Source organism: Hymenobacter sp. BRD67 (assembly GCF_013256425.1).
Classification (GTDB): domain Bacteria; phylum Bacteroidota; class Bacteroidia; order Cytophagales; family Hymenobacteraceae; genus Hymenobacter.
In genome coordinates, this window is record NZ_CP053904.1 from 3,998,974 (window position 1) to 4,025,332 (window position 26,359).

A 26,359-nucleotide genomic window follows, 5' to 3' on the forward strand; every position below is an offset into this window, starting at 1 on the left:
CATTACCCCAGCCGCTTTTCGTAGCAGAAAAACCGCAGCCCCGGCCGAAATGCCAGCTGTATCTCGCCTGCAAACCGATACCCCAGCTTCGGGAAAAGCCGCTGCGTAGCCGCGTTTTCCGAATTGGTATCGACGCGCAGGGTGCGTAGGCCTAATTGGCTGGCTTCGTGCTCGGCCTGGCGCAGCAGCGCGGCGGCCACGCCCCGGCCTTGCGCTGCGGGCAGCACGGCCAGGCGGTGCGTCACGAGGGCCGGCTCGTTCGCATCCCAGTCCGCATCGGCATATTCAGGGTCCTTGTCCTGGGTAAGGGCGGCTACGCCTTCGATTTCGCCCAGGCGCTCGGCCACCCACAGGTGCTGCTGCTCAATATCCCGACGGAAAACGCCTTCGTTGGGGTAGTCGGTGGTCCACTGAAAGTTGCCGCTGGCATTCATCAGCGGTACCACGGCGCGCACCAGCGCTACGATGGCCGGCAGGTCGGCCGTCGTAGCGCGGCGGGTAGTCAGGTCAGTTGTCATGGGTAATAAGTTGCAGGGGTTGGCGTCGTGGCGCGCCTTAGCGCGTCAGGTATTCGCCGCCGCTTCCCCGAAATAGCAGCGGGCGAAACAGCTTGCGCGTTTGCAAGTACTTGGCCACAAAGGCCTGGCTTTCCTGGAGCCGACTTTCGCACTGCTGCACGAAATCCAGCAACTGGCCACTGCGCGCCTGACGAATGACTTCGGGCAAGGGGCTGCCCAGGCTGGCAAGCAGCGCGCGGGCGTGCATAAAATCGGCCTGTGCGGGCAGCAGCAGCGAGGCCAACTCCGCATCGGGCCGGGGCGGCTGAAACTGCCGGTTGAAGTAGCTAATGAACGTATTCAGCTTCTCGTTGCCAGCATTGGCCGCCTCCAGGGCTTCGTTGTAACGGGAGATAAAGTAGTTGTCTTCCTGCTGCTTAAGGTGCAGCACCTGATTGAAGGTCAAATCGTTCTTCACCCCATTCCGCTCCACCCGCCGCCGGGTAGCTCGGAGCTGCGTCGGCAAATCCTGCTGTTCGTAGGCCGCTACTGAGTCGGCAAAGCTGAAGGGCGGCTGCGCAGCTACGCTCGGCGCTTTACCCTGTTGAAACTGCTGGGCCGTGTAAGGAGTGGTCAGCAGTTGCCACATGGGGTCGAAGGGCAGGTGCGTGCGAATCAGCACGGCCGGACTAACCTTGTAAAAGCTATTGTCCAGGCGGGGTACAAAGGTTTCTTCCACTACGTAGCCCGCCGCCCAGGTAGGGTCCATCAGGTACCACTGGCCGTGCAGGCGGGTAGCGCACCAGGCGTGGCCGATGGCCGCCGGCGTACCGTCGCGGTGCTTGGTGCCGCCCGTTATTACGTAGCTGCTTAGGCCGCTGGCTTTGGTCAGGGTACAGTACAGCTCCGCATAATTCGTGCAAACGCCAACTCGTTGAGCAAGAGTTTCATGCACCAAGTCGGCCGGCACCTGGGCATAGAAGAAGTTATAGCGGTTGGCCACATCGTAGCGAATAGACCGGGCGACCCACCCAAAGGCCGCCCGCGCCTTATCGTCTTCCGTGGTAAAGGTTGCGTTGATGTAGCGAGCCAAGCTGGCCACGCTGCGCGTAGTGGAATCAGGCAGCGCGGCCATTTTCCGGTCAACGGCCGCGTAAGGATTCGGCACCGGAGTGGGCGGCCGCTTTTTTTGCGCCAGTGCAGGCTGGGAAACGAGCAGTAGCGCGGGGCTTATAATCAAGCAAATACGGAGGCGTCCACTGCTCATCACGCTAACCCCGCCGTAGCACTTCGGCCGCTTCCTTGGCAAAATACGTCAGGATGGCATCGGCCCCGGCGCGCTTGATGCTCAGCAGCACTTCCATCATGGTCTTTTCGCCATCGACCCAGCCCTGCTGGGCAGCGGCCTTGATGAGGGCGTACTCGCCGCTCACGTTGTAGGCCGTCACGGGCAGGTTGGTGTTGTTCTTCACCTCCCGAATGATGTCGAGGTAGCTTAGGGCGGGCTTAATCATCACCATGTCAGCGCCTTCGGCTTCGTCGAGCTGTAGCTCGCGCTGGGCTTCGAGACGGTTGGCGGGGTTCATCTGGTAGCTTTTCTTGTCGCCTTTTTTGGGCGCCGAGTCGAGCGCATCGCGGAATGGGCCGTAGAACGCCGAGGCGTACTTGGCCGTGTAGCTCATAATGCTGACGTGCTGAAACGCGTTGCGGTCGAGCACGTCGCGTATCCAGGCCACGCGGCCGTCCATCATGTCCGACGGCCCGATAATATCGGCCCCGGCGCGGGCCTGGGCCAGCGCCATCTGCCCCAGCACTTCGAGCGAGGCATCGTTCAGGATTTCGCCGGTTTCCTGGTTTACCACGCCATCGTGACCATCCGACGAGTAGGGGTCCATGGCCACATCGGTCATAAGTACTACGTCGGGAAACTGCCGCTTGATATCGGCCACTGTTTTCAGGTACAGTCCGTCCATGTTGGCCGATTCGCGGGCCAGCGGGTCTTTCAGGGCGTCGTTGAGGCCCGGAAAAGGCGCAAAAGCGTTGATGCCCAGCTCCACGGCCGCGCCAATCTCGTCGATAATACGGTCGGCCGAGTAGCGATACACGCCGGGCATCGACTTCACTTCGAGGCGCTGGTTCTGGCCTTCAACTATAAAAACCGGGTAGATAAAATCGTGGGCGGTAAGGCGGGTTTCCTGCACCATATCGCGGATAACCTGCGACTTACGGTTGCGGCGGGGGCGGTGAGTTGGAATCATAGCAAAGACAACAAGCGGCCGGGTTATTTGTGTGCCCGCTAAGCCGCAAAATAACGGCTTTCCAGAATAAGCTTGGGCTTTATTTCATAAAAATAGGGTAAATTCTATATTATATCACGTCTTTTTCTTTTTGCCACTTACTAACAAGTACAGTAGCGCCAGCACGACCAGCCCTGCCGCTGTGTAGCCCAGCGCGGTAAAGAAGCCGACGCTGAAAATCAGGTTTACCAGCGCGGCCAGACCGGCCAGCACCACCGCTATTACCCCGATAAAAAATAGCGCCACGCGGCCCAGCCCGCTTTCGGCCGCTCCTTCAGTGGTAGGCTTGCGGCCAGGGCGAGGCATCAGCTGATGTCCGGTGACTACTGCCGCCAGGTGCCGGAGCGGGGCCTCCGGCGCGGCGCGGCGCAGTGGGCGAGCCGACGCGGACATATGGTGCGCGGTAGTGGTAAGCACTGGCGCAGCTTCCGGCGCCGGCTCGCTGGTCGGGCCGACCGGGACCGATACGGGGCTGGCCACTACCGTCTGGCTCGGTACCGGCTGAAATGAGAAGCTGGGTCGGCTGCTCTGGCAGCTGCTGGCCAGGCCGGCAATTGCCAGCACGAGCGCAAGCGAATAGGAGCGAACCAGGCGAAAGCGCGTAGCAAAAGGCATAGGAAAAAGTCAAAAGAAAGACGCGGAGTCTACTCTACGGATACCGGGCGCTTTCCGCTACGCCCCGGCCAGTTTAACGGCGGCAGCATAGCCAACTCCGGCGCCCAGGGCCACGCCCATGCCGTTGCAGCGCACGGCGGCCAGCACGCCGGGCCGCACCCAGTCGATAAGTGGGGCCAGGGCCGGGCCAAAGCCCATGACCCCGCTCCAGCGGTAGTCGATGCGGGGCCGCCGACCCGGCACGATGACCTCGTGCAGCAGATTCTCCAGGTACTGCTGCACGGGAGCTGTGAGGCCTGGTGCAGTAGTGGCTTCGGTCGCAAAGTCGAGGTTGCGCCCGCCGCCGAGCAGAATACGGTGGTCGGGCAGCTGGCGGAAGTAGGCATAGCCGTGGTCGTAGTGAAAGGTGCCAGGCAGTGCCACGTCGGGCAGCGGCTCGGTCACGAGCACCTGCCCGCGGCCGGGCGTCACGGCCAGCTCGGGCAGCAGCTCGGCAGCAAACGCATTAGTCGCCAGCAGCACCTGGCTGGCCTGCACGGCGGGGCCGGCCGCCAGGTGCACCAGCTGCCCCGTGCCCACAGTTTCCAGGGCTGCTACATCACAGCCCGTGAGCACGGGCACGTCGGCGGCCCAGGCGCGGGCCAGCAGGGCGCGCATCATGCGGCCCGCGTCGAGGCTGCCTTCGTGCTCATTTTTCAGCAATGCGCTTACGCCGCCGAAGCCAAAGCGGCCCGCTTCGTCGCTGGCATCGCGGAAAGTGCAAGCGGGGCCCACTACCGGCCGCAGCAGCTCGTTGAAATACCCGATTTTAGCCCGGCATTCGGCGGCCAGGGCGGCTTCCTGGTGGCGAAACAGCTCGTAGCCGCCCACGGGCTGGTAATCCAGGGTGGCGTCGCCCAGCAGCTCGCGCAGGCGGGCCAGTCCCGCGTAGCGGGCGGCCACCACGGCTTGCAGGTCGCCGCGTTTTTCCTGCTCGATTAGCTCCGAAACCGACCCAAAGCAGGCAAAGCCGGCGTTTTTGGTCGAAGCTCCGCTGGGTAGCAGCCCACGCTCCAGCACCACCACCCGCCAGCCAGGCCGCTGCTGCTTCAAATAAAGCGCCGCCGTAAGGCCCACCAGCCCCGCCCCGATAATGACCACATCGGCCGGCCCGAAAAAAGACTGGTGTTCCCAGTAAGAAAGCATAAGCGCAAGGTTTCACGAGGTCAACAAAGGTTTCGCAAAGGACTAGTCAGCCAGGCATCTCAAGCCTCGCGAAACCTTGCGCTTAGAAGGCCATAAGTACTGCCTCAATAATGCCACAGGCTTTGCGCAATTCGCTTTCCGTAATCACCAGCGGCGGCGCAAAGCGGATAATGTCGCCGTGCGTGGGCTTGGCCAGCAGGCCGTGCTCCATGAGGCTGACGCACACGTCCCAGGCGGTGCGGCCATCGGCGGCGGGCCGGATAACCACCGCGTTGAGCAGGCCCCGACCGCGCACCAGCTCCACCACGTCGGGCCGGCGCTGCTGCACGGCCCGCATCTGCTGGCGAAAAATTTCGCCCAGGCGATAGGCATTGTCGGCCAGCTTTTCGTCGAGCAGCACGTCGAGCGCGGCCTGCATCACGGCGCAGGCCAGCGGGTTGCCGCCAAACGTGGAGCCGTGCTGCCCCGGCTGAATGGTGAGCATTATCGCATCATCGGCCAGCACCGCCGATACCGGCAGCACGCCGCCGCTCAGGGCTTTGCCCAGAATAAGAATATCGCCGCGCACTTCTTCGTAGTCCGTAGCCAATAGCTTGCCGGTGCGGCCCAGGCCGGTCTGAATCTCGTCGGTGATGAGTAGCACGTTGTGCTCGCGGCACAGCTCGGCGGCTCGTTTCAGGTAGCCCTCGTGGGGCACTACCACGCCCGCCTCACCCTGAATGGGCTCAATCAAAAAGCCGCAGACGTGCGGGTCTTTCAGTGCCTCGGCCAGCGCCTCGCTATCATCAAATGGCACCACCTGGTAGCCCGGCACAAAAGGCCCGAAGCCGCCCGTACTGTCGCCGTCGGTGCTGAACGAAATAATGCCCGTAGTGCGCCCATGGAAGTTGTGCTCGGCCACCACAATGCGCGCCTGGTTGGGCGCGATGCCCTTTTCCTGGTAGCCCCACTTGCGGGCCAGCTTAAGCGCCGTTTCCACGGCTTCCGCTCCCGAGTTCATCAGCAACGCTTTCTCGTAGCCAAACAGCTCGCAAAGCTGCTTTTCGGCCGCGCCCAGCCGGTCGTTGAAAAATGCCCGCGAAGTCAGCGTCAGCTTCTGCGCCTGCTCGGTGAGCGCCCCGATAATGCGCGGGTGGCAATGGCCCTGGTTTACGGCCGAATACGCGGAAAGGAAGTCGAAGTACTGCTTGCCCGCCACATCCCAGAGCTGCACGCCCTGGCCCCGGCTTAGCACCACGGGCAGCGGATGGTAGTTATGCGCCCCGTACTGGTCTTCGAGCTGCATAAGCTCTTCGGCGCGCGAACTGGTCAGCGTGTTATCGGTGGTCGACTGCATAAGGAAAAGGCGGCTAAAAGGGTGGGAGAGAAGACTGTCGGGTCGCTCAAAATTACAAACAAAGCAGCGGCTTTTTCGGCCCGCCGCCGGGCTTCGGCTACCTTTGCGGCCTATGGAAACCCTGCACCACCCCGATGCCCCTCAGGCCGTGGGTCCTTATGCCCAGGCCATTGTAGCGGGCGGCTTTGTCTTCTGCTCGGGCCAGACGCCCCTCGTGCCCGCCACCATGCGCATCGAGGCCACTACTATTGAGGAGCAAACCCGTCAGGTGCTCGCCAACCTGCATACCGTATTATCGAGCCGCGGCCTGCACCTGGCCAACATCGTGAAAACGACGGTGTTTCTGAAAAATTTCGCCGATTTTTCCCGCATGAATACGGTGTACGCCGATGTTTTCGGCGCGCATCGCCCGGCCCGCACTACCGTCGAGGTATCGCGCCTGCCCCTCGACGCGCTGGTTGAAATCGAGTGCATCGCCGCCTTGCCCGATGCCCGCTAACGCCCGGCCCCAGCCCTTGCAGCCCGGCGACTTTTACTACACGCCCGAAGGCTACCTGGTGTTTACGGCCCAATACCACCTGCGCCGGGGCACCTGCTGCGGCAGCGGCTGCCGCCATTGCCCCTGGCAAAAAGAAAGAAAGAAGTCGGAATAATATTGAATATATAATATATTTAAAAAAACAATATTATTTTCACTAAGCAGGTGGGCGACCAAAGCGTATCCGCGCTTTACCTACGCACTAATTTGGTGGTTGGCTGAATTTTGCCGATATTTGCGGCCCGTTTCGGAATAGCATCATCTAACCCTTCGATATCATGGCCCGAGTTTGTGATTTGACCGGCAAGCGCACCCGCGTAGGTAACAACGTGTCGCACGCCAACAACAAGACCAAGCGTAAGTTCTACCCCAACTTGCAGAAAAAGCGCTTTTACATTCCTGAGCAAGATGCCTGGGTTACGCTGAAAGTTGCTGCTTCGACCATCCGCACCATCAACAAGAACGGCATCATGGCCACCTTGAAGAAGGCCAAGGAGCAAGGCTTTATTGTGTATTAGTATCCGCTTTCGGTACTGTAAAGGACATCTTTTTCGGGTTTGTTGCTAAAAAGTCCCTCGTGCCAGGCGCACCGGGCTGGATGGGCAGAAAGCAGGCCGACAATACGTTGCGGTTTTTCGAAAAAAAACCGTACCTTTGCAGTCCTAAATTAAAAAATTAACCCCCTCCCGTCGCGATGGCCAAGAAAGGAAACCGGGTGCAGGTTATCATGGAGTGCACCGAGCATAAAAACTCGGGTATGCCGGGCACCTCGCGCTACATCACCACCAAGAACCGCAAGAACACCCCCGAGCGCATCGAGCTGAAGAAATTCAACCCGATTCTGCGTAAAATGACTGTTCACAAGGAAATTAAATAACCTGAGTCATGGCTAAGAAAGTAGTAGCAACCCTGAAAACTGCCACCGGCAAAGACTGGGCGAAAGTAATTCGTGCCGTGCGCTCGGAGAAGACCGGTGCTTACACCTTTAAGGAGGAAATGGTACCAGTTGACAAGGTGCAGGAAGTACTGGCCAGCAATAAGTAAGCTGCCCAGCCGCAGATGAAGCAAAAAAGTCCCACCTTCGTGGGACTTTTTTCGTGTTTACCAATTTCTATTCTGTCAGGCTGACGCCGACCTTCGGTTCGTCAGTCGGGAAAGCATCTTATCACGGCTGCTTTCGTCAGATATCCTACCCTCACCCTCCGGCGCGAACGTGACAAGGTGCTTCGCTCCGCTCAGCATGATAACTCTGGTATATGGGCCTCTTCGACTTTTTTAAGAAAGACAAGGAAAATAAAGAGCAGCAGCAGGCTCTCGACGAAGGCTTGCAGAAGACGAAAACCAGCTTCTTCGACCAGCTGAGCAAGGCCGTGGTGGGTAAAAATACCGTGGACGAAGCGGTGCTCGACGACCTCGAAACGCTGCTCGTGCATGCCGATGTAGGCATCGATACCACCGTGAAAGTCATCGACCGTATTGAGAAGCGTGTGGCCCGCGACAAGTACGTGAGCACCAGCGAGCTCGACCGCATCTTGCGCGAAGAGATTGTGGGCCTGCTCGATGCGCACGGCGACCGCACCGGCTCGCGGGCTATCCTCGACCGGCCCGATAGCCCAGGCCATCCGTTCGTCATTATGGTAGTTGGGGTAAATGGCGTGGGCAAAACCACGACCATCGGCAAGCTGGCGCACCGCTTTCATGCGGCGGGCAAGAAAGTTGTGCTCGGCGCGGCCGATACTTTCCGGGCGGCGGCCGTAGACCAGCTTATTGTGTGGGGCCAGCGAGTGGGCGTGCCCGTTATTTCGCACGGTATGAACACCGACCCTGCCGCCGTGGCCTACGATGCCGTGCTAAAAGGTGTAGAGATGGGTGCCGACGTGGTCATCATCGACACTGCTGGCCGCCTGCACAACAAAGTGAACCTGATGAACGAGCTGAGTAAAATCAAGCGCGTCATGCAAAAGGTTATCCCCGAAGCCCCGCACGAGGTATTGCTCGTGCTTGATGGCAGCACCGGCCAGAACGCTTTTTTGCAGGCCAAGGAATTTACCCGCGCCACCGAGGTATCGGCCCTGGCCATCACCAAGCTCGATGGCACTGCCAAGGGCGGCGTGGTTATTGGCATTTCCGACCAGTTTAGTATTCCGGTTCGCTACATAGGAGTTGGGGAGAAGATGACTGACCTGCAGCTGTTTGACCGCCACACGTTCGTCAATTCATTGTTTAAAAAATAGCCTTTCTGTAAAAACACTCCCGCAAAAAGCGTTCGGTAGACTACCGGGCGCTTTTGTGCGTTGAGAAGTTCAGTTATTAGCTATCTCTGTGATGCGCATTCTTCTTCTAGGGTTGTTAGCCAGTGGGCTGCTGGCCGCCTGCAACAGCAATACCGATGCAGCCTCTACCATCCCGTATGTGCCAGTAAACGTGCAGCTTGACCTGCTCGACCAGCAAAATAAGGCCCTGCGTTTCGATAATGGCGTAGTAGCTATTCCACCGGGTAGCGCTAATGGGCACGGTGGCGTAAAGGGCATCTACGTGGTCCGGCAGAATGCTACCAGCTACCTGGCCTTTGAGCGCAATTGCCCTTACCAACCGCTAAGTGCCTGCGCTACTATTAGCCTCGACCACAGCTCACATCTCTACTTTCAGGATAGCTGCTGTACCTCGCACTTCAGTCTGCAAGGCCAGGTGACGTCGGGCCCCGCTACCCGTTCCCTGCGGCAGTACACGACCAACCTCGATGGTAGCTTATTGACAATCACAAACTAAAGGACTTTTTTTGAAAAAAGCGCGCAAATTATGGATGGAAGCTTGTTTTTTGAAAAACACCTTCCCTATCTTTGCAGCCCGAAAGCGCCGGTTTCGGAATATAAAGCTTCCTTAGCTCAGCCGGTTAGAGCATCTGACTGTTAATCAGAGGGTCCCTGGTTCGAGCCCAGGAGGGAGCGCTACTACCTTGAATGCCCACCCTAACCGGTGGGCATTCTTCGTTTCTAGGCTATAGGGGCACTTTTTGGGGTTGGCTAGTCGGGTGTTGTCGGTTATCTTTGGGTGTGAACCGGGACACAAACCGGGAACAATACCGGGACACAACCGAAGAGCATGCTACGCCCTACTACCTACAAGAAGATAATCAGCGTACGGCTGTATCTGCGGCCAGCGGCTACTAACCGACAGGGCTTGTGCCCGGTGCGGCTCACAGCGCGGTGGCATGGGGAGGAATTGCAGGTGAATACGGGCGAACTGGTCTTGCCCAGGCGGGTGGGCAGGGATGGCGAGGTGGAGGAGCTGTGGCACGACGGCTCGCAGAGCGTGCTGGAAGGCCGTAAGCTTACAGAGAAGGAAAAGGGCACCGTGCCTACCCATCCTGATACGGCCATTAACATCAATACCCGGCTGAGCGCCTTCACCAAGGAGGTTACGGATACCTTCAACCGGCTGTACGACCTGGCACCGGGCCAGAAGCTGCCCAAGGCTGCGATGGTAGCTGAACTGCTGCCGGCTGCTCAGCCGGCGACTCCTGAGCCCATACCGGTGAAAGCTGCCGAGGCTCGCACCTTCCGGCAGGTGCTGGAGGAATGGAAAGCGGAAAACCGCAACCTGGGCAAGGACTCGCTGCGCAAGTACGACCAGCTGGCTACAATGATGGAGAGCTGGCAGCCGGACCCGCGACCGACGCATGTGACGCAGAAGGTCGCAAAGGAATACCTGCAGCACCTGCTGGACCTGCAGAAGTCGGACGCTACTATCAAGGTGCATTTTACCGGGCTGCGCAAGTGCTTCGAGCAGCTGGGGAGAAGGCCGATGTGCCGTGGCTGCAATACTCGGCCAAGAACGCGCCGCAGCTGGACCTGGAGATTGAGGAGGTGCGCAGGCTCATCCGGTGGCGGCCCACGGCGGAGCACCTGGCGGAGGAGCGGGACCGGTGGCTGTTTCAGCTGTTCAGCGGGCGGCGGTATGAAGACCTTGAAAAGTTTGACGTACGCGAGCGGATTACCCTTACCCTGGCGGATGGTAGCCAGGTGCCCGCGCTGCTCCACGCGCAAGGGAAAACGGGTAATGAAGCGGCGGTACCGCTGCCACCCATCGCGGTGAAAATCGGGGAGCGGCGCGGCTGGCGGTTTCCGGCCCGTACCTGGCAGCAGCGCGGCGACTGAATTAAGGAGATTGCGCAGTCGGCGGGCCTCACGCGGGAATGGGACGACCGGCTGATTACGGGTGGTAAGGTGGTGCACAACTGGCGGCCTATCTGGCAGGTCATCGGCACCCACACGGCGCGGCACACAGCCGGCACGCTGCTCAAGCAGGTGAGCAACGGCAACAAGGCGCTGGCCAAGCTGGTGCTCGGGCACGCTGAAGAGGATGTGACAGACCGCTACGCTAAAGACAAGGCACGGCTGCTGGCCCCGGCGGTGCTGGATGCCTGGCAGAAGATTTTGGGGGAGTGGTATGATGGGGTGCCAGCTACGTGAGATTTTTCTATATTTTTTCCCTTATTTTAGAAGAATCTAAACGAAGCCTTTGCTTGCTCTCCCTCGCCAGTGTGTCTTCCTGCCTGGGGTTTCTAGAATTTTTATTGTTTCTAATGTAATAATCAATACTGCTAGTATCTAATTTTATTATTTGTGGTTCTACCTTCTTCGATTTTTGAGAATCAGTATAAAAATTAAGACCTGCGCTGGTTATCGAAATAATAATTGAAGCTATTGAAATTATTTTAGCCCAAAAAGTATTGCTTTCAGCCTTAGTTTTAAATATATGCCTGAACAAATCCCTGAGTGCTTCAGTCAATTTATAATAGTAAGCGCATTTATCTAGAAACTCTTGCATTAGCTGATTGATGTAGACATCAATCTTTTCTGCTCCGCCTTTTCCTTCTACTAGAGTGGTTTCGAAGTCACCGTACAGTAGCGCGGACTTTCAGTTCGCAAACTAGGCCGCTTGTCACTCGCGGACTAAAAGTCCGCGCTACTTGCTCGGCTGTACACTGACTCTGAAACTGCTCCAGTCAGCAGCGGGCTACTTACCTCGTGCGGGTGCTCGTCCGGGTAACAGGAGTGGCGCAAGAGTGAGAACAGAAATTCCCGTTAGGGCCTCGCGCCGGATTTTGGCGGGTTGGGATGGCTCAGAATGCGGGCAATTAGGTTCTGTCCGGCTTTACCCGACCACCTCAGCAGCAGTAGGGTAATAATTAGAATGGTAACAATTTACACATATTGTCACCCTATCGCCAACTCTACTTTTACGTCCCGGCCGGGGGCCGGGCCACATGGCCATTGCCACCTGGTCGTTCTGAAATGATGAAGCACACGTGGTATAGTGGTTGCGCCTTACTTAGTTACCTGGTATTTGGTTTATTAAGCTGCTCGGGCCCGCATCGCGCTCAGTCCGTGCTCACTCCCGAGCAGGCTACCCAGCACAGCCTCTACGACGACAGCACCCTGCACAGCACCCATCTGCCGGTGCTCATGCCCTACAACCGCCTGCTGGCGCCCGCCGGCCGGGTAGTGGCCTATGGCAGCACCGACCTTGAAAACCACGCCCTCGACGTGCAGCTGGTGCCCGACACCCCGCTGCTGGCGGTAGAGGACCGCTACGGCGTGGCCCTGATAGATACCCTGCAGCGCACCGTGGCAGCCCGCTGGACCTATGCTGCCGACGCCCGTACTAAGGGCATGATGAGCACCTACTCGGGCCTGAAGGTATTGCGCCAGGAGGGGGTAGTGCACCTGCTCTGGAGCGCCGACAACGGCCAGACTCACCAGGGCGGCGTGCTCGATGCAGAGTACACAGATGGTCAGCTACGCCTGCGGCGCGTATTCTCGTTTGCCCCAGTGCATGCCCCGCTGGCCTTGCCCAACGACCTGGCCCTGACCACTGAGGGCGGCCGTCGCTGCCTCTATGTGGTACTCAACGGTAATAATCAATTAGCCAAGCTCGACCTGACCACTGGCGAGCGCCTCTGGACCCGGACTACGGGGGTAGCACCCTACGGCGTGGCCGTGGCCGGTGGGCGGGTGTTCGTGAGCAATTGGGGCGGGCCGCTACCCACCGACACCCTGCACCGCGAAGTGGCTGGCGTGCCCTACGGCCGCGCCTACATCGACCCTAAAACCGGGGCCATTGCCCAGGGCACCGTATCAGTTCTGGAGCAGGCCGACGGCAAATTTATCCGGGAAATACCGGTGGGCCTGCACCCGAATGCCGTACTGACCAGCCCCGACGAGCAGCACGTGTACGTGGCCAACGGCAACAGCGACGCAGTGAGCGTGCTGGAAACCAGTACCCTGCGCCTGCGCGAAACCATTGCCGTGCAGCTATTGCCCACCCCGCCCGGCTACGGCGGCGACTCGCCCAACGCGCTGGCCCTGAGCGCCGACGGCACTACCCTCTACGTGGCCAACGGCCTCGACAATGCCGTGGCCGTGGTGGCGCTGGGCCAGGCCGCCGCCCGCGCCGGTGCGCCGGGTGCCAGCCAGCTGCGGGCTTTATACCCACCGAGGCCTATCCCGGCGGCCTGGCTTTGGGGGCTCACGCGCTGTTTGTGGCCAACCTAGAAGGCGAAGGCGCCCGCGTGAGCACCACTGACCTGCTGCAGGCAGGCGGCGCGCTGGAACCGCTGCTGCACCCCGCCGCCCCGGCCTTCAACTCGCACCACCAGCGGGCCACGGTGTCGCTGATTGCGCTGCCCAACGCCGCGCAGCTGGCCCGGTACACGGCGCGGGTGTGCGAGCTGGCTTTCGCGTTTCGTAAGGAACTGGCCCAGCGGCTGCCGCGGCCCGGCCAGCCGCCGGTACCGCTGCCCGAGCGCATCGGCGAGCCCTCAGTATTCAAGCACGTGCTCTACATTATCAAGGAAAACCGGACCTACGACCAGGTGCTCGGCGACCTGCCGCAGGGCCGGGGCGATAAGTCGCTGTGCATATTTGGCGACAGCGTGACGCCCAACCAACACCAGCTGGCCCGCGATTTTTTGCTGCTGGATAACTACTACGTGTCGGGCAAGTCGTCGGCCGAGGGCCACCAATGGACCGACGCAGGCATGGTATCGGACTACGTGGAAAAGAACGTGCGGGCCTGGTTTCGCAGCTACCCCCACGTGCAGGAAGATGCCTTGGTGTACAGCCCAACGGGCTTTATCTGGAACCACGCCGCTGACCACGGTCATTCGGTGCGCATTTACGGCGAGGCCAGCAAGCCGCACTACGACACCCAGCTGAGCTGGACGGACATTTACAATAACTACCAGGCCGGCAAACCTTTCAATTTTACCAATACCAGTACCATTTCGCGGGTGCGGCCGCTGCTCTCGCCCAACTACCCCGGTTCCGACGAGCTACGCATTACCGACCAGATTCGGGCCGCCGCATTCATTAAAGAGTTAGCGACCTATGAGAAGCAACCCGGCGATGCCTTCCCCGAGCTGTCGGTGATGGCCCTCTCGACCGACCACACGGTGGGCACCCGGCCGGGCATGCCCGCCCGCGTGCTATGGTGGCCGACAACGACCTGGCCCTGGGCCGCATACTGGCCGCGCTTAGCAAGAGCCGGTTCTGGAAAAACACGGTGGTGTTTGTGACCGAAGACGACTCGCAGGCCGGCTGGGACCACGTGTCGGCCTACCGCACCACGGGCTTCGTGGTGAGCGCCTACAGCCGCCTGCGCCGCCCGGTGCACAAGAATTACAATCAGACCGGCATTGTACGCTCCATTGAGCAGATTCTGGGCCTACCCCCATGAACAACATCGATGCTACGGCCCTGCCCTTGTTCGAGTGCTTCACCGACCGGCCCAACTTCGCCCCTTCCGCAGCCTGCCCAACCGCGTGCCCCTCAACCAGCTCAACCCGCCGCTCTCAAAGCTGACGGGCGCGGCCCTGCACTTCGGCCGGCTCTCCAGCAGCCCCGAGTTTGACCACATTGACAACGGTCGCGACGACGTGCTGAACCGCATCCTTTGGTTTGCTGCCAAGGGCCGGCAGCCCTACCCCGCCACCCTTAGCGGCCCGGCCACCGACGATGACGACGATTGAGAGGGTAGGGTAGTGCTCAAGACATATTTTTTACTTTATCCCGGTCAGCACAAAGTCAATACCCAGCGGATTATGCCGTGCCTGGCAAATGACGGGAAAGTCAGGGTTGTTAAGAATCCACAGCTCGGTGGGGTCGCCCAGGGCCACTACATGCAGCACATCGAGCGGCCGGCCGCCGAGCAGCAGCGGGGCGGTGTCGGCGCGCAGCTCATACACGGTGTGGTCATACTCGTAGCGATGCCGGGCCACCAGCGCCGCGAAAGCACTTTTAGAGAGCAGCATAAACGTCTGGTCGTTGGGCAGGCGCACGGTGCGGCCGGGGGTAGGCTGGGCAAAATTCAGCTTGTCGGCCCGCTGCCAGGCCGTGGGCGACACGGCGTAGGCCCCGCCCGCGAGGCCTCGAATGCGCCAGTTCAGGCGCAGGGTATCGGTAGCGCCGGCAATGGCCAGCTCAAAGGGCGCGTGCTGGCCGTGTAGGTCAAACACGTAGCCGAAGGTAGTGCCGGGGCCCACTACGGGCTTCAGCAGCTGGGCCGCCGCCGGCCGGGCCAGGAGCGCAGGTAGCAGCAGGAGCAGGAGTTTTTTCATCATGGGAGCGCGAGCTAGTCGGCGGAGGGGGGTAGGAGCTGGGTGCCCCAGTCGCCGGGCTGGGCGGCCATTTCCAGCACCAGCTCGCCGCCGCGCACCAGGTCCTGATGGGCCAGCCAGGCCTGGCGCAGGGGCCGGCCGTTGAGGCGGGCCGCTCGCACGTAGCAGTTGGTAGCCGAGAGGTTATGGGCGGTGATTGTAAAGTTCTTACCGCCGGCCAGGTGCAGGGTGGTTTGGCGCACCAGCGGGGCGTTGAGCAGGTAGTAGGGCTGGCCGGCGTTGGGGTAAAGCCCCATCATCTGGAAGGCCAGCCACGACGACATGGCGCCCGAGTCGTCGTTGCCGGGCAGGCCGGTGGGCGTGGGGCGGAAGCTCTGGGCAATAATCTGGCGGATGCGCTGGCTACTCAAATCGGGCCGCCCCAGCCAGTGGTAGAGGCTGGGCGTGAGGAACGACGGCTCATTAGCCACGTTGTAGTATTTCCGCTCAAACAGCGTATCGAGCCGGGCCCGGAACGCTGCCCCACCCCCCGACTTGGCAATGAGCGCTGGCACCTGATGCGGCACGCTCAGCGAGTATTCCCAGGACGTGGCCTCGTAGAAAAAGCCGCACCAGTGGCACACGTACCACGGGTACTCGCGCATCAGCGGCGTATACACGAAGGTGGGGTGCTGGATGTTGGACGTACCGTAGGCAATGGTATCGAGCCACTTGCCGGCCGCGTCGCGGGGCATGATGAAGCCCGTGGCCCCGTGGCTGCGGTAATCAGCGCGCCATAGGTTTTGCCAGTTATCGGCCAGGCGGTGGTACTGCTCATACGTGGCCTGCTGCCCCAGACCCTTGGCTACCACCGCAATGCAGTAGTCGTCGTAGGCGTAGTCGAGGGTACGGTTGCCGGCGCGGGGCACGCCGTAGGGCAGGTAGCCCAGGCGCTGGTAATCGGGCAGGCCACCGCGGCCCTCCTGCTCCTCATTACCACCGGGCGGCACGGTGGCATCCTTCAGCATGGCGGCCAGGCCTTGGGCGTAGTCGATGCCGGGCAGGTGCTTGACGAAGGCATCGGCAATGAGCACCTCGGCGTTGGAGCCGCCCTGGGTGCGGCCGTTGGCGTTGCCACTGCGCGCCTCGGGCAGGTAGCCGTCGTGCTGATAAATGTTGAGCAGCGCGTTGACGATGGCCGTTTCGCGCTCCGGGGTAAGCAGGGTAATGAGCGGGTTGGAAGTCCGAAACGTGTCCCAGATGGCGTAAAAATCGTCGTAGTACGGTGCCGGCCCGTTCCAGAGCGGATTCTCGCCGGTGCGGTCCACGGGCATGAGCATGGTGTGGTAGAGGCCGGTGTAAAACAGCTTCTTCTGGTCGAGGGGCGTATCAGCCCCAAGTTCGGCCCGGCCCAGCAGCTCGTTCCAGCGGGTGCGCAGCAGGTCCAACGCTTGGGCAAAGTTCCAGCCCGGCAGCTCGGCCCGCACGTTGTCGCTGGCCCTGGCCGCGCTCAGAAACGAGATGCCCACCTTCACTTTGAGTGAGTCGCCGGGGCCGCTGGCAAAGCGCAGCAAGGCCCCGGTTTTCTCGCCCGAGTCGGCTTGCAACCGCTGGCCGGGTTGCAGTCGGGTGCCTTTCCAGGTGGCAAACTCGGCCACCGGCGCGTCGAACACGGCCGCGAAGTACACGGTATAGGCCCGGCCGTTGTTCCAGCCGCCCCGGATGCGGCTGTAGCCCCTCACTTCGGTATCGGACACGATTTCGATTTCCGAGCCCACAAACTGCTGGGCCTCGCGGGCGTCGGGCTCGGGCTGCTCGCCCAGAAAAAAGCCAGCATCGAGCTGCAACGCCCGGGGCTGGCCAGGGGGGTAAGCCAGGCGGTAGAAGCTCACCTTGGGCGAGGCCGTAATCTCCACGCTGATGGCTGGCTGCGCAAGCTGGGTACGGTAGTAGCCCAGCGCCACGTGCTCAGCCTGGCGGTGCGCCGACTTGTCGCCCAGCACCAGCGGCCCGCTGAAAGGCATCAGCAGAATGTTGCCGTACTTGGGGCCGCCGCCGGTGCCGCTCACGTGCACCTGGGCAAAACCCGTAACGGGGGTAGGCTCGGGCAGCCAGCCGCTGTTGGGGCTGCTGGTGCAGTCGGGGCCGGGCTTCACCATCCCAAAGGGCGCGGTGGGGCCAATAAACACTCGTCCCAGCCCCTCCGAGCCAATGAGCGGGTCTACGTACTGGCTGTAGCTTTGCCCCGCAGCCGGGCCCAAATGGGCGAGCAGGCCGCCAAATAGCAGCCATATTTTAGCAAAACGCATAGAAAAATACCTTCAGTAACTTGCAAAAAGTGCCTCAGCGAGGCGCAGGGAGCACCCAGATGGGGTTAGTGAGCGCCAGCACGGCGCCGGCCGGGGTGCGCACCTCCACCCGCAGGTAATGGGGTAGCCCGGCCGCCGGCAGCCGCCAGTGCAGCGCCGTGGTCCCGCGGGCCGCCACCGGGCCGTGGGCCAGTACGCCGCCCTCACCGCGCAGCGTAACGGTGCCGGCCGGCGCGCCACGCAACGCCAGGGTCACCCGCACGGCGTGCCCGGCGGCCACCGCCAGCGTGTCGCCGATATCTGCCGTTTGGGTGCCGGCCCGCGCGGTCAAGGTTAGCCCGATGGGCCGGTTAGCCACCAGGTAGGCCCTACCCCGACACAGCCCCTGCATAATGCCCGCCCGCGACAAGCTACTGGCCCGCACCACCGTGCGGGGCCGGCCGAGCTGGTTGGGCGAGGGGGCGGCGGTGTGGGTGTCGCTGGCAGCCACGGCCAGCAGGGAGTGGCCCTGGCGCAACAGGGCATTCCACCAGGCCAGGGCGCGCTCGTTGCGGGCATCCCAGCGGCCATTCCACACTTCGATGCCGTCGAAATGCCGCACCCCGAACCGGAACCGGTTGACGGTATCGGGGAAGAAGGGGTGGTTGATAATGGCCAGGCCGCCAACGGCGTGTACCTGGGCCACGTAGCGGGCAATGGCGCTGTCGCGCGGCGCGTAGCGCCAGTCAATCAGGGTCGTATAGTCCAGGCCCAGCGCGTTCCAGTGCCCGAAGGCCGTGGTGGTCACTTCCTCGCCGTTGATAAGCAGCAGGTTGGGTCGGGCGTAAGTCCCCCAGCTCAGGTTGGCGCTGTTGGTGTTGTGCTCGGTCGAGATAAGAAAGTCCAGGCCCTGGGCCACAGCTTCGTCGGCCAGCTCCTGTGGGGTGCGCCGGCCATCCGAGTGCAGTGTGTGCAGGTGCAGGTCGCCCTGGTACCAGCCCGGCCGGGTGTTGGCCACGGCCGGCGCGGGCGTGGGCCGAAACGCCTGCCCCGCCGCGCCCGGCACCAGCGTCACGGTCAGCTTCCAGTTGATACCGGTTGGGGCAATGGTGGAGGGGTAGAGCAGCACGTGCCAGGTGCCGGCCCCGACGGGACCGGGCACGTAGCCCGTGGAAGCGGTCTGGGCATTGATGAAAAAGGTCGTTTTGGCCCCGCCCGACCACCCCCGGAAGCCTGCTGGAGTACCTGGCTGGTAGCCCCTAGGGTCATAAATGCCCATGTTGAGCACGTTGCCGCCCGCGTGGTCGTAGTCTTCCTGCACCCTGATTTCGGTCGTGCCCGCCGGCACCTCAATGGGCAGGTAAAAAAGCTGATATAGGCTGTCGGCCGCTACGTGGCCCTGCCGCACTACCTCTACCGGCGCCTGGGCCGCTGTCGGGACTGCCAGTGCGAGCAGCCCCAGTACTAACCACCAGCCGGCCCAATGCTGCCACGTTTTCCTCCGCGCGCTCACCGGGCTATTTGACGGCGGCCGAAGCCGACGAGGCCGTATTCACCGGGTTGGGCCGAAAGTAGGTGCCGCCCGCGAAGCTGACCACGTAGGGCGACTGGAAGTGCGTGCTGGGCAGGTAGTAGTCGGTGCTGATAATCTGGGCGCCCGACTGTTGCGCTGCTATGAAGCTGCTGGGGTCGTTGCGGCGCGCTTCCTGGGTATCGCTGTCGGCGCGGGTGCGGATGATATAGCCCTTCTCCACCAAGCTCTTGATAGCGGCCAGGTCTTTCTTGGCGTTGTTCATGATGTGAATGGCGGCCTCAGGCGTGCCGGGCTCGGCATCGGCAAACAGCACCCGGCCCTTCAGCGAGGGGTGACCCTGGATATAGGTAGCCCGCTTCTCACCCAGCTCATCGAGCACAAACACGAACTTGCCCTGCGCCGCCGCCAGGGTAGGCCAGTTTTGGTGCAGCACCGCTCTCTCCAGAGTGGGGTAGGCGCCGCGCACCTGGTCGGGGGTAATGAGTTTGTCGGCCCCCAGGTTATCCAGGATTTCCTTGTCCAAGGCATCAAACACCGCTGCCGTAAAGGGCTCGGGCACCGTGAGGCCCGGCCGGGGTAGGGCTTCGCTTTTGGCATTCATGGTAATGAACACCGGATGGTGCGTGGGGTGGGCCAGAGACCACTTTTTTAACTCCTGCAAGGCCAGCTTGAAGGTGGGCGCGTTGCTGCGGTAGTCGAGGTCCTGAATGTGGAAGACCTTGAAGCCCGGCTGCTTCATCAGCCCGGCCTCGTCGTAGGGCGCCTGGCCGGGGGCCAGGTCGAGGCCCTTGGGGTGGGCGTATTTGCCGCCCTGGGTATCAGCGTACACGTCAATTTCCAGGGCCAGCAGCCCCTTGTTGAGCTGCTCGCTCAGCGAGAGGTGCTCGTAGTCAATCCGGCTCATGCTGGCCGAGTCGGCCTTTTGCAGCACCTTAAACAGCTTGGGGTCGATGGCCTGCTTGTAGCTGTTGTGCGAGCCGATGACCTGAATCTGATTCATTCGCAGCGGCTCGGCGGGCTTGGTGAATGCAGCCAGCACCAGGATGCCCGCCAGCGCGGATAGTTGCAGCGTGATTTTCATGGTTTTTTCGTGGGAAAGGAAGATGGGGCCGGCGCGCCGCTAATACCCGGTATTCTGCTGCAGGGCCGAGTTCAGGCGCAGCTCGATGGTGGGCACGGGGTAGAGGCGACGGAAGGTGCTCTTGTCCATCTTAAGCACGTCGTTAGGCAGCGGATACTCGGTTTCAAACTGGCCGAAGCGGATGAGGTCGTTGCGGCGCCAGGCTTCCCAGCTCAGTTCGCGGGCGCGCTCGTCGAGCATCCCATCCAGGGTGATGCTAGTGGCCAGCTGCGCCCCGGCGCGGGCCCTGATTTTGTTAACGAGCAGCAGCGGCGTTTGCAGCTCGCCGCTCACGGTAGTGGCGCTGGCCCGCGCAAAATGGCCTCGGCCTTCATCAGCAGCACGTCGGCCAGGCGCAGCACGGGCACGTCGTTGCCGTTGAGGCGGGTAGCCTGAATGATAGTAGGGTCGGGGTAGTACTTGATGGAGCGCACGCCCTCCGATTGGGTAGCGATGGTATTGCCCACGTCCATGGGCTTGGGTGGCACCAACGTCAGCACCGGGTTGATGTTAATTTGGGTGGTGGTGCCAGGGTAGTACACCGGCGTGCTGGTGAAGCCGCCGTTGCCATCGGGCACAAACTGCGGGCCCGCCAGCCAGGTAGTAGTGCGGAAGTCGCCGGGTAGGTTAAAGCGGGCGTAAAACTCGGGCGTGGTGCTCATGGCAATGCTCAGGCCCACGTTGAAGCCATAGGCATTAACCAGGTAGTAAAAGAAGCCGAAGCGCGTGAACTGATTGCCCGGAATTTGCTGGTCGTAGGGAATGGCGAAGATGGTTTCCTTAATCTGCGGCCCGTTGTTGGGCAGGAAAATATCGCGGTAGCGGGCATCGAGGCTGTAGTTGGGGTTGGCCTGCACGCTGTCGGCCATGCGCACCACGTCGGGGTAGCGGGCTGCCCCGCCGTACACCTCCGAGTTGAGATAGAGCTTGGCCAGCAGGGCATACACCAGGCCCTTGGTGGGGCGGCCATACTGCTGGGTGTTGGTGGCCGCATTGCTGCTCTTGGCCGGCAGCTTGCCGGTGAGGCTCGTCAGTTCGCTCTCGATAAACTTGTACACGTCGGCGCGGGGCTGGGTGGCTGGCGAACTCACCACCGGGTAGTCAGTCACAATGGGTACGTTACCGTACAAATCGAGCAGAAAGAAGTAATAGAGCGCCCGCATGGCCCGGATTTCGGCCAGGTGGTTGGCCTTTTCGGCATCCGAAAAGCCAAACGAGTTGGTAATGTTGAGCAGGCGGTTGCAGGTGGTGATGCCGCCGTAGGCCCACTGCCAGATGGTGAGCACGTTGGGGTGGTCGGGCGTCCAGGTGTGGTAGTGCAGCTGCCGGTACTGCCCGCCGTCGTCGAAGTTGCCGTCGCGGGCGGGCAAAATGGCCTCGTCGGTGCTCATGTCCTGCATCCGCCAGTAGGGCACCGCAAACTGCGACGACAGGTTGGAGTAAATGGCCCCCATCGAGGCGTTGTAGTCCGACAGCGTTTTGGGAAAGTTGGAGGCCACGAACTGCGACTCGACCGGCACGTCCAGCTTTTTGCAGGAGTAAGCGCCCACGGCCAGTACGCTCAGAGTAAGGAGAATAGCTTTACTTTTCATAAGATTAAGTTTGAGAAGCACTACACCAAAAAGCGGTCATGCTGAGCTTGTCGAAGCATCCCTGCCGCGCTATGCGCAAACTGCTCAACGAAGCGGTAGAGATGCTTCGGCAGGCTCAGCATGGACCGCCCACTGATAAGTTACTGCGCTTAAAACGAAGCCGTAAGGCCCAGCGTGAACGTGCGAGTTTTGGGGTAGAAGCTGTTGTTGTCGATGCCCGGCGTGAGGCCGCCGATGTTGATTTCCGGGTCGACGCCGCGGTATTTGGTAATGACAAACAGGTTACTACCCGTCACGTAGAGCCGGATAGCCTTTACATATTCGGTTCTGGGGCGCAGGGTGTAGCCCAGGGTCGCGTTGTCGAGGCGCAGGTACGAGCCACTTTCCAGAAAGCGGTCGGAGATGAGGTAGGCATTGATGTCGTTGGGCGACTCGCCCAGCGTGAAGCGCGGGATGTTTTGCAGGCGCGCGTCGGCCGGGTTATTAAGGCCAGCCAGGGTAGCGTTTAGGATTTTGTTACCCAGTACTCCGCGCACTAAAAAGTTGAGGTCGAAGCCTTGATAGCTAAACGTGTTGACCCAGCCGTAGATGAGAGTAGGCTGGGCGCTGCCGGCCAGCTGCATATCGGTGGTCAGGGGTTGGGTAGCGGTGGTAGTACCGTCGGCCTTCTGGTAAGTGCTCACACCCTGGTCGTTTTTACCCAGGTAGTGCCACAGCTTAAAGGTGCCCAGTGGCGAGCCGGGCTGCACAATCTGGCTGTAGTTGCCACTTTGCCCCTTGCCCCGAGCTGCGCCGTTTGGATATAGGGAATCGTGAAACGGTCGGTCGAGAGGTTGTCAATGTTGTTGTAGTTGTGCGAGAAGTTGAGCGACGAGCGCCAGGTGAAGGCTGCCGTTTGCACCGGCACCACGCTCAGGGCCACCTCCACGCCACGGTTGGTCATACTGCCCACGTTGGCCGTGTAAGTGGTGTACTGAAACTCGGTGCTCGACACTGGCAGCACGTCGTCAATCAGGTCGCTGGTTTTCTTCACATAGTAGTCCACCGAGCCCGTGATGCGGTTCTTCAAAAAGCCGAAGTCCAGGCCCACGTTGTAGGTGGCAGTGCTCTCCCACTTCAGGTCGGGGTTTTCGTTGCGCACCGCGTTCACCACGTTCGAGATGGTGCCGTTGTTGAGGTACTTGCTGCTACCGGGCGGCGTGCCATAGATGAGGATGGCCGAAAAGGCGTCGAAGCCCTGGCTATTGCCCGATACCCCGTAGCCAGCCCGCAGCTTGAGGTCGCTCACGGCCTCGTAGCGGCGCATAAAATCTTCGCCGATGATGCGCCAACCCACGGCCGCCGTGGGGAAGTAGCCGTAACGATTGTTCACGCCGAAGGCCGACGAGCCATCGCGTCGCAGCGAAGCCTGCGCCAGGTAACGTTCGCCGTACTGGTACTGCACGCGGCCGTACTGCGAGAGGAGCCGTAGGGTCGAGATGGGGTTGTTGTCGAAAGCAATCTGGGCCAGCGACGATGGGTTGGACAGGAATAAGTTATTAGAGCCCAGCGCATCATTGGCAAAGTTCTGGGTCGTGATGCCGAAGCCATCGTTGGTGCGGTCCTGCTGGTACGAGTAGCCCCCTAGTAGCTGAACGCTGTGCAGCCCCAGCGTTTTATCGTAGTTGGCGTAGGCCTCCAGCACGTCGTTGGTGGTCTGGTACTCGGCGCGGCGGGCCACCCCGCCCAGGTTCACGGCCAGGCCCGACTGGCTGTTGAGGTAGCTGCTGTAGTTGGCTTGGTCGCGCTGGGTTGAGCCGCTCAGCGTCAGCTTCAGGCCCGTGATAATGTCGACCTGCACGATGCCGTTGAGTAGTGTCTTATTATCGTTAGTGACGTAGCTATTGTTGTTGGCCAGCGAGAGCGGGTTGAGCGGGCCGCTGCCGGTGCGGGTAAAGTTTTCCTTGTAGGTGCCATCGGGGTTAAAAGGGCTCACCGTGGGCAGGTAAAACAGCATCCCCGGCAGCACGTAGGTCTGCGGAATATCGTTTTGGGTAGTGCTGCTGTTAATGATGTTGGCCCCAGGCGCAGGTGGTTGTTAAAGAAACGCTGGTTGATAAACCCGCGGGTAATAAGACGCTCCAGGGAGGTATTTATCAGAATGCCATTGTTTTTCAGATAATTGACGCTGGCTCCGTAGTCAGTGGCATTGGCCGAGCCGGTAAACGACACGTTGTGATTGGTGGCGTAGCTGGTGCGCTCAATCAGGTCCTGCCAGTTGGTGTTTGAGCCGTCGTCGTCGGTAGGCATTGCCAGCGGCTTGGCATTGTTAGTTTTTAGGTACTGGCGCAGCTCGTCGGCGCTCAGCATGTCGATGCGCTTCGATACCTTCGACACGGCCCCGTAGCCGCTGTAGGTGAGGCGGGTCTGGCCGGGCTTGGACCGCTTGGTAGTCACGATAATAACCCCGTTGGCCGCGCGGGTGCCGTAGATGGCCGTAGCCGAGGCATCCTTCAGCACGTCGATGCTGGCAATATCGTCAGGGGCCAGCAGGTCGATGCTCGCGCCCGGCACCCCGTCAATCACGTAAAACGGCTCGGTAATGCCGCCGTTCAGGGTGCGAATAGTGCTCGGCCCGCGCAATACCACCGAGGGCCGCTGGTTGGGGTCGCCGCTTTTGGTGATGTTGAGGCCCGCCACCTTGCCTTGCAGTAGTTCGGCGGGGTAGTGAGCACGCCAGGGTTAAACTGCTCGGCTTTGATGGAGGTGACGGCCCCGACGACGTCCTGCCGGCTCTGGGTGCCGTAGCCAATCACTACCACGTCCTTCAGCTGCTGGGCATCGGGTAGCAGCGTCACGTTGACGGTGGTTTGGTTACCGACAATAACTTCCTGGGTCACAGTGCCCACGAAGGAGAAAACCAGCACGTCGGCCGGCCCAGTAGTTTTGATGCTGTACGTGCCGTCGGTGCCGGTGCCCACGGCATTGCTGCCGTCTTTGAGGCGCACTGTCACCCCGGGCAGCGCCGCGTTTTTTTCGTCTGTTACGGTGCCCTTGATGGTCTGTTGGGCCAGGGCCAGGGCAGGCGTCAGCACCAGCAGCGGCAGCATGCCCCGCCAGGGCAGGCCCGCCGTAGCCTGCCAGAATAAGAAGGAAAAGTACCCGTTTTTCATACGCGCTAGTGGTGCTTGGTAGGTGCTGTATTAAAGCACTGCAAAGCACCGGCGCGGCAGTTACCTCAGCATGATTGCTGGATTATGCTTAGTATTTATCAAAGAAGAAATTGTGAGGCGAAGTTAAGCGAGAGAGAACAGGGTGGTAATTTCTCAACCTTTAGACCAACGTTTTAACCCAGGCCACTATCCCAACAACTACCGAATTCACCCTACTATTAGAGATAACTTGCTCATCATGTTTAAGCAACCAGAACCCCATAGTACGGCCGTCCTTTTGGGAAAATTTAACACCTAGCGCGAATTCTGGGTCAGTGTACGGGTTCTGTTCTTGCGTACGCCTCACCCCCGGCCCCCTCTCCGAAAAGGAGAGGGGGAGCCAGGCTGGCAAAAAACGTACACTGCCCCAGAATCCGCGCTAAGCCCCCTACTCCTGAATGCCGAAGAACTGGTTGCTCAGCGCCGTGCTTTGGTGGGGCCTGGCAGGCACCACCGCCTGTGCCAAATCCGCTCCCGACGCCCCGGCACCACTTTGTGGTTATCGCCCACCGGGGGTACGACACTACCTTCCCCGAAAACATGTTGGCGGCCTACGAGCAAGCTATCCGGGAGGGCGCAGATTATGTAGAAATCGACCTGCGCACGACCAAAGACGGCCAGCTCATTAGCCTTCACGATGCCACCCTCGACCGCGTAACCACGGGCACTGGACCCGTCGAAGACCAGTCGTTACAGCAACTGCAGCAGGTTTGCGTTACCAGCCCGCAGAAACAAGCGGGGGTGACCTTCGCCATTCCCACCTTTCAGCAAATTCTGGCGCTGTGTAATAAGAAGCTTTTTGTCTACATCGACTTTAAGGAAGCAGCTCTTCGGGTGGTTTATCCCATTCTCCGTGTATAACCGGCTCTGGGATAAGCGGCGCGGAACTCAATCATTGCCGCCCGGCCTAGCGGGTGATTGTAGGGCTGATTCGGGTAGTTGATTTTTACGCGAGAGCGACGCCCAATACATCCACATACTGGTGCTGAGCGCCAATGCCAGCCAGACATTCAGGAACGCCGTGGCGGCAATCAGCACATTGCACAGCAGTCCCAGGTCCTGGCTGCGCCGGAGCTGCGCCAGCGTGGCCGGCGCCACGCCTTCGCGGAGCAGGTGGTAGCGTGGGGCCGTGGCCACCCGTGTGAGCAGCACGAAGGCCGCGCTGATGAGCACAAAGTAGCCCGTGTAGAAAATGGCCGCCGTATGCCGGGCGTCGGTGTGAATGAATTCGCCCAGGGTTTTGGTGGGAAAGGGCACCAGCACTACCAGCAGCAACAGCAGCCCATTGGCCAGCATCAGCTCGGTATTCACGCGCCGCACCAACCCGAAAATGGTGTGGTGGGCCAGCCACATAAACAGTATCTGCACAAAGCTGGCGAAATACGCCACGTACACGGGCCACAGGGCCAGCAGGGCGCGTTGGAGGCCCGCGTCGGTAGCGGGCGTATGGTGGTCCACCGTAATCTCAATGGCCAGCAGCGTGATGGCCACCCCAAATACGCCATCGCTGAAGGCCTCCAGGCGACTGGTTTCTTTTTCGGATGCGGGATGCGAATGTTCGGGCATG

32 protein-coding genes and 1 tRNA gene are annotated in these 26,359 nt (G+C 60.8%); 15 read left to right on the forward strand and 18 right to left on the reverse strand.

Annotation, left to right across the window (positions count from 1 at the left end; all coding sequences use genetic code 11):
* Window positions 1-2 precede the first annotated feature (2 nt).
* The 6 genes from GKZ67_RS18695 to rocD all read right to left on the reverse strand — a co-directional run bounded on the left by GKZ67_RS18695 (window position 3) and on the right by rocD (window position 5,930).
* Window positions 3-518 (reverse strand): GNAT family N-acetyltransferase, encoded by a 516-nt coding sequence (locus GKZ67_RS18695; RefSeq protein WP_254244935.1) that lies wholly within the window; start codon window positions 516-518, stop codon window positions 3-5.
* Window positions 519-555: 37 nt separating this feature from the next.
* Window positions 556-1,665, reverse strand: a complete 1,110-nt coding sequence (locus GKZ67_RS18700) for a transglutaminase domain-containing protein (RefSeq protein ID WP_173245442.1) — start codon at window positions 1,663-1,665, stop codon at window positions 556-558.
* 103 nt (window positions 1,666-1,768) lie between these two features.
* Window positions 1,769-2,755 (reverse strand): porphobilinogen synthase, encoded by a 987-nt coding sequence (hemB, locus tag GKZ67_RS18705; RefSeq protein WP_173245445.1) that lies wholly within the window; start codon window positions 2,753-2,755, stop codon window positions 1,769-1,771.
* Window positions 2,756-2,869: 114 nt separating this feature from the next.
* Window positions 2,870-3,409, reverse strand: coding sequence for a hypothetical protein (locus GKZ67_RS18710; RefSeq protein ID WP_173245448.1), 540 nt, complete (start codon window positions 3,407-3,409; stop codon window positions 2,870-2,872).
* 57 nt (window positions 3,410-3,466) lie between these two features.
* Complete coding sequence (locus GKZ67_RS18715) at window positions 3,467-4,594, reverse strand: NAD(P)/FAD-dependent oxidoreductase (protein ID WP_173245452.1); 1,128 nt, start codon at window positions 4,592-4,594, stop codon at window positions 3,467-3,469.
* 82 nt (window positions 4,595-4,676) lie between these two features.
* Window positions 4,677-5,930: an ornithine--oxo-acid transaminase gene (gene rocD, locus GKZ67_RS18720; RefSeq protein ID WP_173245455.1), complete on the reverse strand. Its 1,254-nt coding sequence runs from the start codon at window positions 5,928-5,930 to the stop codon at window positions 4,677-4,679.
* Window positions 5,931-6,042: 112 nt separating this feature from the next.
* Here rocD and GKZ67_RS18725 point away from each other — a divergent pair, with 112 nt between their 5' ends.
* The 10 genes from GKZ67_RS18725 (at window position 6,043) to GKZ67_RS18770 (ending at window position 10,940) form a co-directional block, all read left to right on the forward strand.
* Window positions 6,043-6,429, forward strand: a complete 387-nt coding sequence (locus tag GKZ67_RS18725) for a RidA family protein (protein ID WP_173245457.1) — start codon at window positions 6,043-6,045, stop codon at window positions 6,427-6,429.
* The gene (locus GKZ67_RS18730; protein ID WP_173245460.1) at window positions 6,419-6,583 is read left to right on the forward strand and encodes a DUF5522 domain-containing protein; all 165 of its coding nucleotides are present in this window, start codon (window positions 6,419-6,421) and stop codon (window positions 6,581-6,583) included. The genes GKZ67_RS18725 and GKZ67_RS18730 overlap by 11 nt, the downstream gene beginning before the upstream one ends.
* A gap of 163 nt (window positions 6,584-6,746) precedes the next feature.
* Entirely contained in the window at window positions 6,747-6,986 is a 240-nt protein-coding gene (gene rpmB / locus GKZ67_RS18735) for a 50S ribosomal protein L28 (protein WP_068339669.1), read from the forward strand.
* A gap of 176 nt (window positions 6,987-7,162) precedes the next feature.
* Window positions 7,163-7,345 carry a 50S ribosomal protein L33 gene (gene rpmG, locus GKZ67_RS18740; RefSeq protein ID WP_133659579.1) on the forward strand — a complete coding sequence of 61 codons (183 nt, stop codon included), beginning with the start codon at window positions 7,163-7,165 and terminating at the stop codon, window positions 7,343-7,345.
* 8 nt (window positions 7,346-7,353) lie between these two features.
* On the forward strand, window positions 7,354-7,512 hold the full coding sequence (locus GKZ67_RS18745) for a DUF4295 domain-containing protein (RefSeq protein ID WP_151086837.1): 159 nt from the start codon (window positions 7,354-7,356) through the stop codon (window positions 7,510-7,512).
* Between the two features lie 212 nt (window positions 7,513-7,724).
* The gene (gene ftsY, locus GKZ67_RS18750; protein WP_173245464.1) at window positions 7,725-8,702 is read left to right on the forward strand and encodes a signal recognition particle-docking protein FtsY; all 978 of its coding nucleotides are present in this window, start codon (window positions 7,725-7,727) and stop codon (window positions 8,700-8,702) included.
* Between the two features lie 91 nt (window positions 8,703-8,793).
* Window positions 8,794-9,237: a hypothetical protein gene (locus GKZ67_RS18755; protein ID WP_173245466.1), complete on the forward strand. Its 444-nt coding sequence runs from the start codon at window positions 8,794-8,796 to the stop codon at window positions 9,235-9,237.
* 105 nt (window positions 9,238-9,342) lie between these two features.
* Window positions 9,343-9,416, forward strand: a tRNA-Asn gene (locus GKZ67_RS18760).
* Window positions 9,417-9,570: 154 nt separating this feature from the next.
* Window positions 9,571-10,563, forward strand: coding sequence for a hypothetical protein (locus GKZ67_RS18765; protein ID WP_173245469.1), 993 nt, complete (start codon window positions 9,571-9,573; stop codon window positions 10,561-10,563).
* 131 nt (window positions 10,564-10,694) lie between these two features.
* Window positions 10,695-10,940 (forward strand): hypothetical protein, encoded by a 246-nt coding sequence (locus GKZ67_RS18770; RefSeq protein WP_173245472.1) that lies wholly within the window; start codon window positions 10,695-10,697, stop codon window positions 10,938-10,940.
* Between the two features lie 7 nt (window positions 10,941-10,947).
* On the opposite strand, the gene GKZ67_RS18775 is transcribed toward GKZ67_RS18770, so the two are convergent.
* A complete protein-coding gene (locus GKZ67_RS18775; protein ID WP_173245475.1) occupies window positions 10,948-11,259 on the reverse strand; it encodes a hypothetical protein in 312 nt (103 codons plus the stop codon).
* Between the two features lie 599 nt (window positions 11,260-11,858).
* Here GKZ67_RS18775 and GKZ67_RS22720 point away from each other — a divergent pair.
* Genes GKZ67_RS22720 through GKZ67_RS22735 form a run of 4 tightly spaced genes read left to right on the forward strand, consistent with a single transcriptional unit; the run spans window position 11,859 to window position 14,500 of the window.
* Window positions 11,859-13,025 carry a YncE family protein gene (locus GKZ67_RS22720; protein ID WP_217278626.1) on the forward strand — a complete coding sequence of 389 codons (1,167 nt, stop codon included), beginning with the start codon at window positions 11,859-11,861 and terminating at the stop codon, window positions 13,023-13,025.
* Entirely contained in the window at window positions 13,013-14,047 is a 1,035-nt protein-coding gene (locus tag GKZ67_RS22725) for a hypothetical protein (protein ID WP_217278627.1), read from the forward strand. Before GKZ67_RS22720 ends, GKZ67_RS22725 begins: the two co-directional genes overlap by 13 nt.
* Window positions 13,960-14,208 carry an alkaline phosphatase family protein gene (locus tag GKZ67_RS22730; RefSeq protein WP_217278628.1) on the forward strand — a complete coding sequence of 83 codons (249 nt, stop codon included), beginning with the start codon at window positions 13,960-13,962 and terminating at the stop codon, window positions 14,206-14,208. The genes GKZ67_RS22725 and GKZ67_RS22730 overlap by 88 nt, the downstream gene beginning before the upstream one ends.
* Before the next feature lie 34 nt (window positions 14,209-14,242).
* Window positions 14,243-14,500: a hypothetical protein gene (locus GKZ67_RS22735; protein ID WP_217278629.1), complete on the forward strand. Its 258-nt coding sequence runs from the start codon at window positions 14,243-14,245 to the stop codon at window positions 14,498-14,500.
* A 30-nt stretch (window positions 14,501-14,530) separates the two neighbouring features.
* Here GKZ67_RS22735 and GKZ67_RS18785 read toward each other — a convergent pair whose 3' ends face one another.
* The 10 genes from GKZ67_RS18785 to GKZ67_RS22760 form a co-directional block, all read right to left on the reverse strand.
* On the reverse strand, window positions 14,531-15,091 hold the full coding sequence (locus GKZ67_RS18785; protein WP_173245478.1) for a hypothetical protein: 561 nt from the start codon (window positions 15,089-15,091) through the stop codon (window positions 14,531-14,533).
* 11 nt (window positions 15,092-15,102) lie between these two features.
* A complete protein-coding gene (locus GKZ67_RS18790; protein ID WP_173245481.1) occupies window positions 15,103-17,376 on the reverse strand; it encodes a GH92 family glycosyl hydrolase in 2,274 nt (757 codons plus the stop codon).
* Between the two features lie 34 nt (window positions 17,377-17,410).
* Window positions 17,411-18,868: a CehA/McbA family metallohydrolase gene (locus GKZ67_RS18795; RefSeq protein WP_173245483.1), complete on the reverse strand. Its 1,458-nt coding sequence runs from the start codon at window positions 18,866-18,868 to the stop codon at window positions 17,411-17,413.
* Window positions 18,869-18,872: 4 nt separating this feature from the next.
* Complete coding sequence (locus GKZ67_RS18800; protein ID WP_173245486.1) at window positions 18,873-19,970, reverse strand: phosphatidylinositol-specific phospholipase C1-like protein; 1,098 nt, start codon at window positions 19,968-19,970, stop codon at window positions 18,873-18,875.
* 39 nt (window positions 19,971-20,009) lie between these two features.
* Entirely contained in the window at window positions 20,010-20,303 is a 294-nt protein-coding gene (locus GKZ67_RS22740; protein ID WP_217278630.1) for a RagB/SusD family nutrient uptake outer membrane protein, read from the reverse strand.
* Window positions 20,300-21,601, reverse strand: a complete 1,302-nt coding sequence (locus tag GKZ67_RS18805; RefSeq protein WP_217278631.1) for a RagB/SusD family nutrient uptake outer membrane protein — start codon at window positions 21,599-21,601, stop codon at window positions 20,300-20,302. The genes GKZ67_RS22740 and GKZ67_RS18805 overlap by 4 nt, the downstream gene beginning before the upstream one ends.
* Before the next feature lie 149 nt (window positions 21,602-21,750).
* Window positions 21,751-22,350, reverse strand: a complete 600-nt coding sequence (locus tag GKZ67_RS22745; RefSeq protein WP_217278632.1) for a hypothetical protein — start codon at window positions 22,348-22,350, stop codon at window positions 21,751-21,753.
* On the reverse strand, window positions 22,281-23,597 hold the full coding sequence (locus GKZ67_RS22750; protein WP_217278633.1) for a TonB-dependent receptor domain-containing protein: 1,317 nt from the start codon (window positions 23,595-23,597) through the stop codon (window positions 22,281-22,283). The genes GKZ67_RS22745 and GKZ67_RS22750 overlap by 70 nt, the downstream gene beginning before the upstream one ends.
* Entirely contained in the window at window positions 23,573-24,280 is a 708-nt protein-coding gene (locus GKZ67_RS22755) for a TonB-dependent receptor plug domain-containing protein (RefSeq protein WP_217278634.1), read from the reverse strand. The genes GKZ67_RS22750 and GKZ67_RS22755 overlap by 25 nt, the downstream gene beginning before the upstream one ends.
* Window positions 24,193-24,753 (reverse strand): carboxypeptidase-like regulatory domain-containing protein, encoded by a 561-nt coding sequence (locus tag GKZ67_RS22760; protein ID WP_217278635.1) that lies wholly within the window; start codon window positions 24,751-24,753, stop codon window positions 24,193-24,195. Before GKZ67_RS22760 ends, GKZ67_RS22755 begins: the two co-directional genes overlap by 88 nt.
* Before the next feature lie 498 nt (window positions 24,754-25,251).
* On the opposite strand from GKZ67_RS22760, the gene GKZ67_RS18815 reads away from it, so the two are divergent.
* Window positions 25,252-25,653, forward strand: a complete 402-nt coding sequence (locus GKZ67_RS18815; protein ID WP_173245489.1) for a glycerophosphodiester phosphodiesterase — start codon at window positions 25,252-25,254, stop codon at window positions 25,651-25,653.
* 27 nt (window positions 25,654-25,680) lie between these two features.
* On the opposite strand, the gene GKZ67_RS18820 is transcribed toward GKZ67_RS18815, so the two are convergent.
* Window positions 25,681-26,358 carry a TMEM175 family protein gene (locus GKZ67_RS18820; protein ID WP_173245492.1) on the reverse strand — a complete coding sequence of 226 codons (678 nt, stop codon included), beginning with the start codon at window positions 26,356-26,358 and terminating at the stop codon, window positions 25,681-25,683.
* Between the last annotated feature and the right edge of the window lies 1 nt (window position 26,359).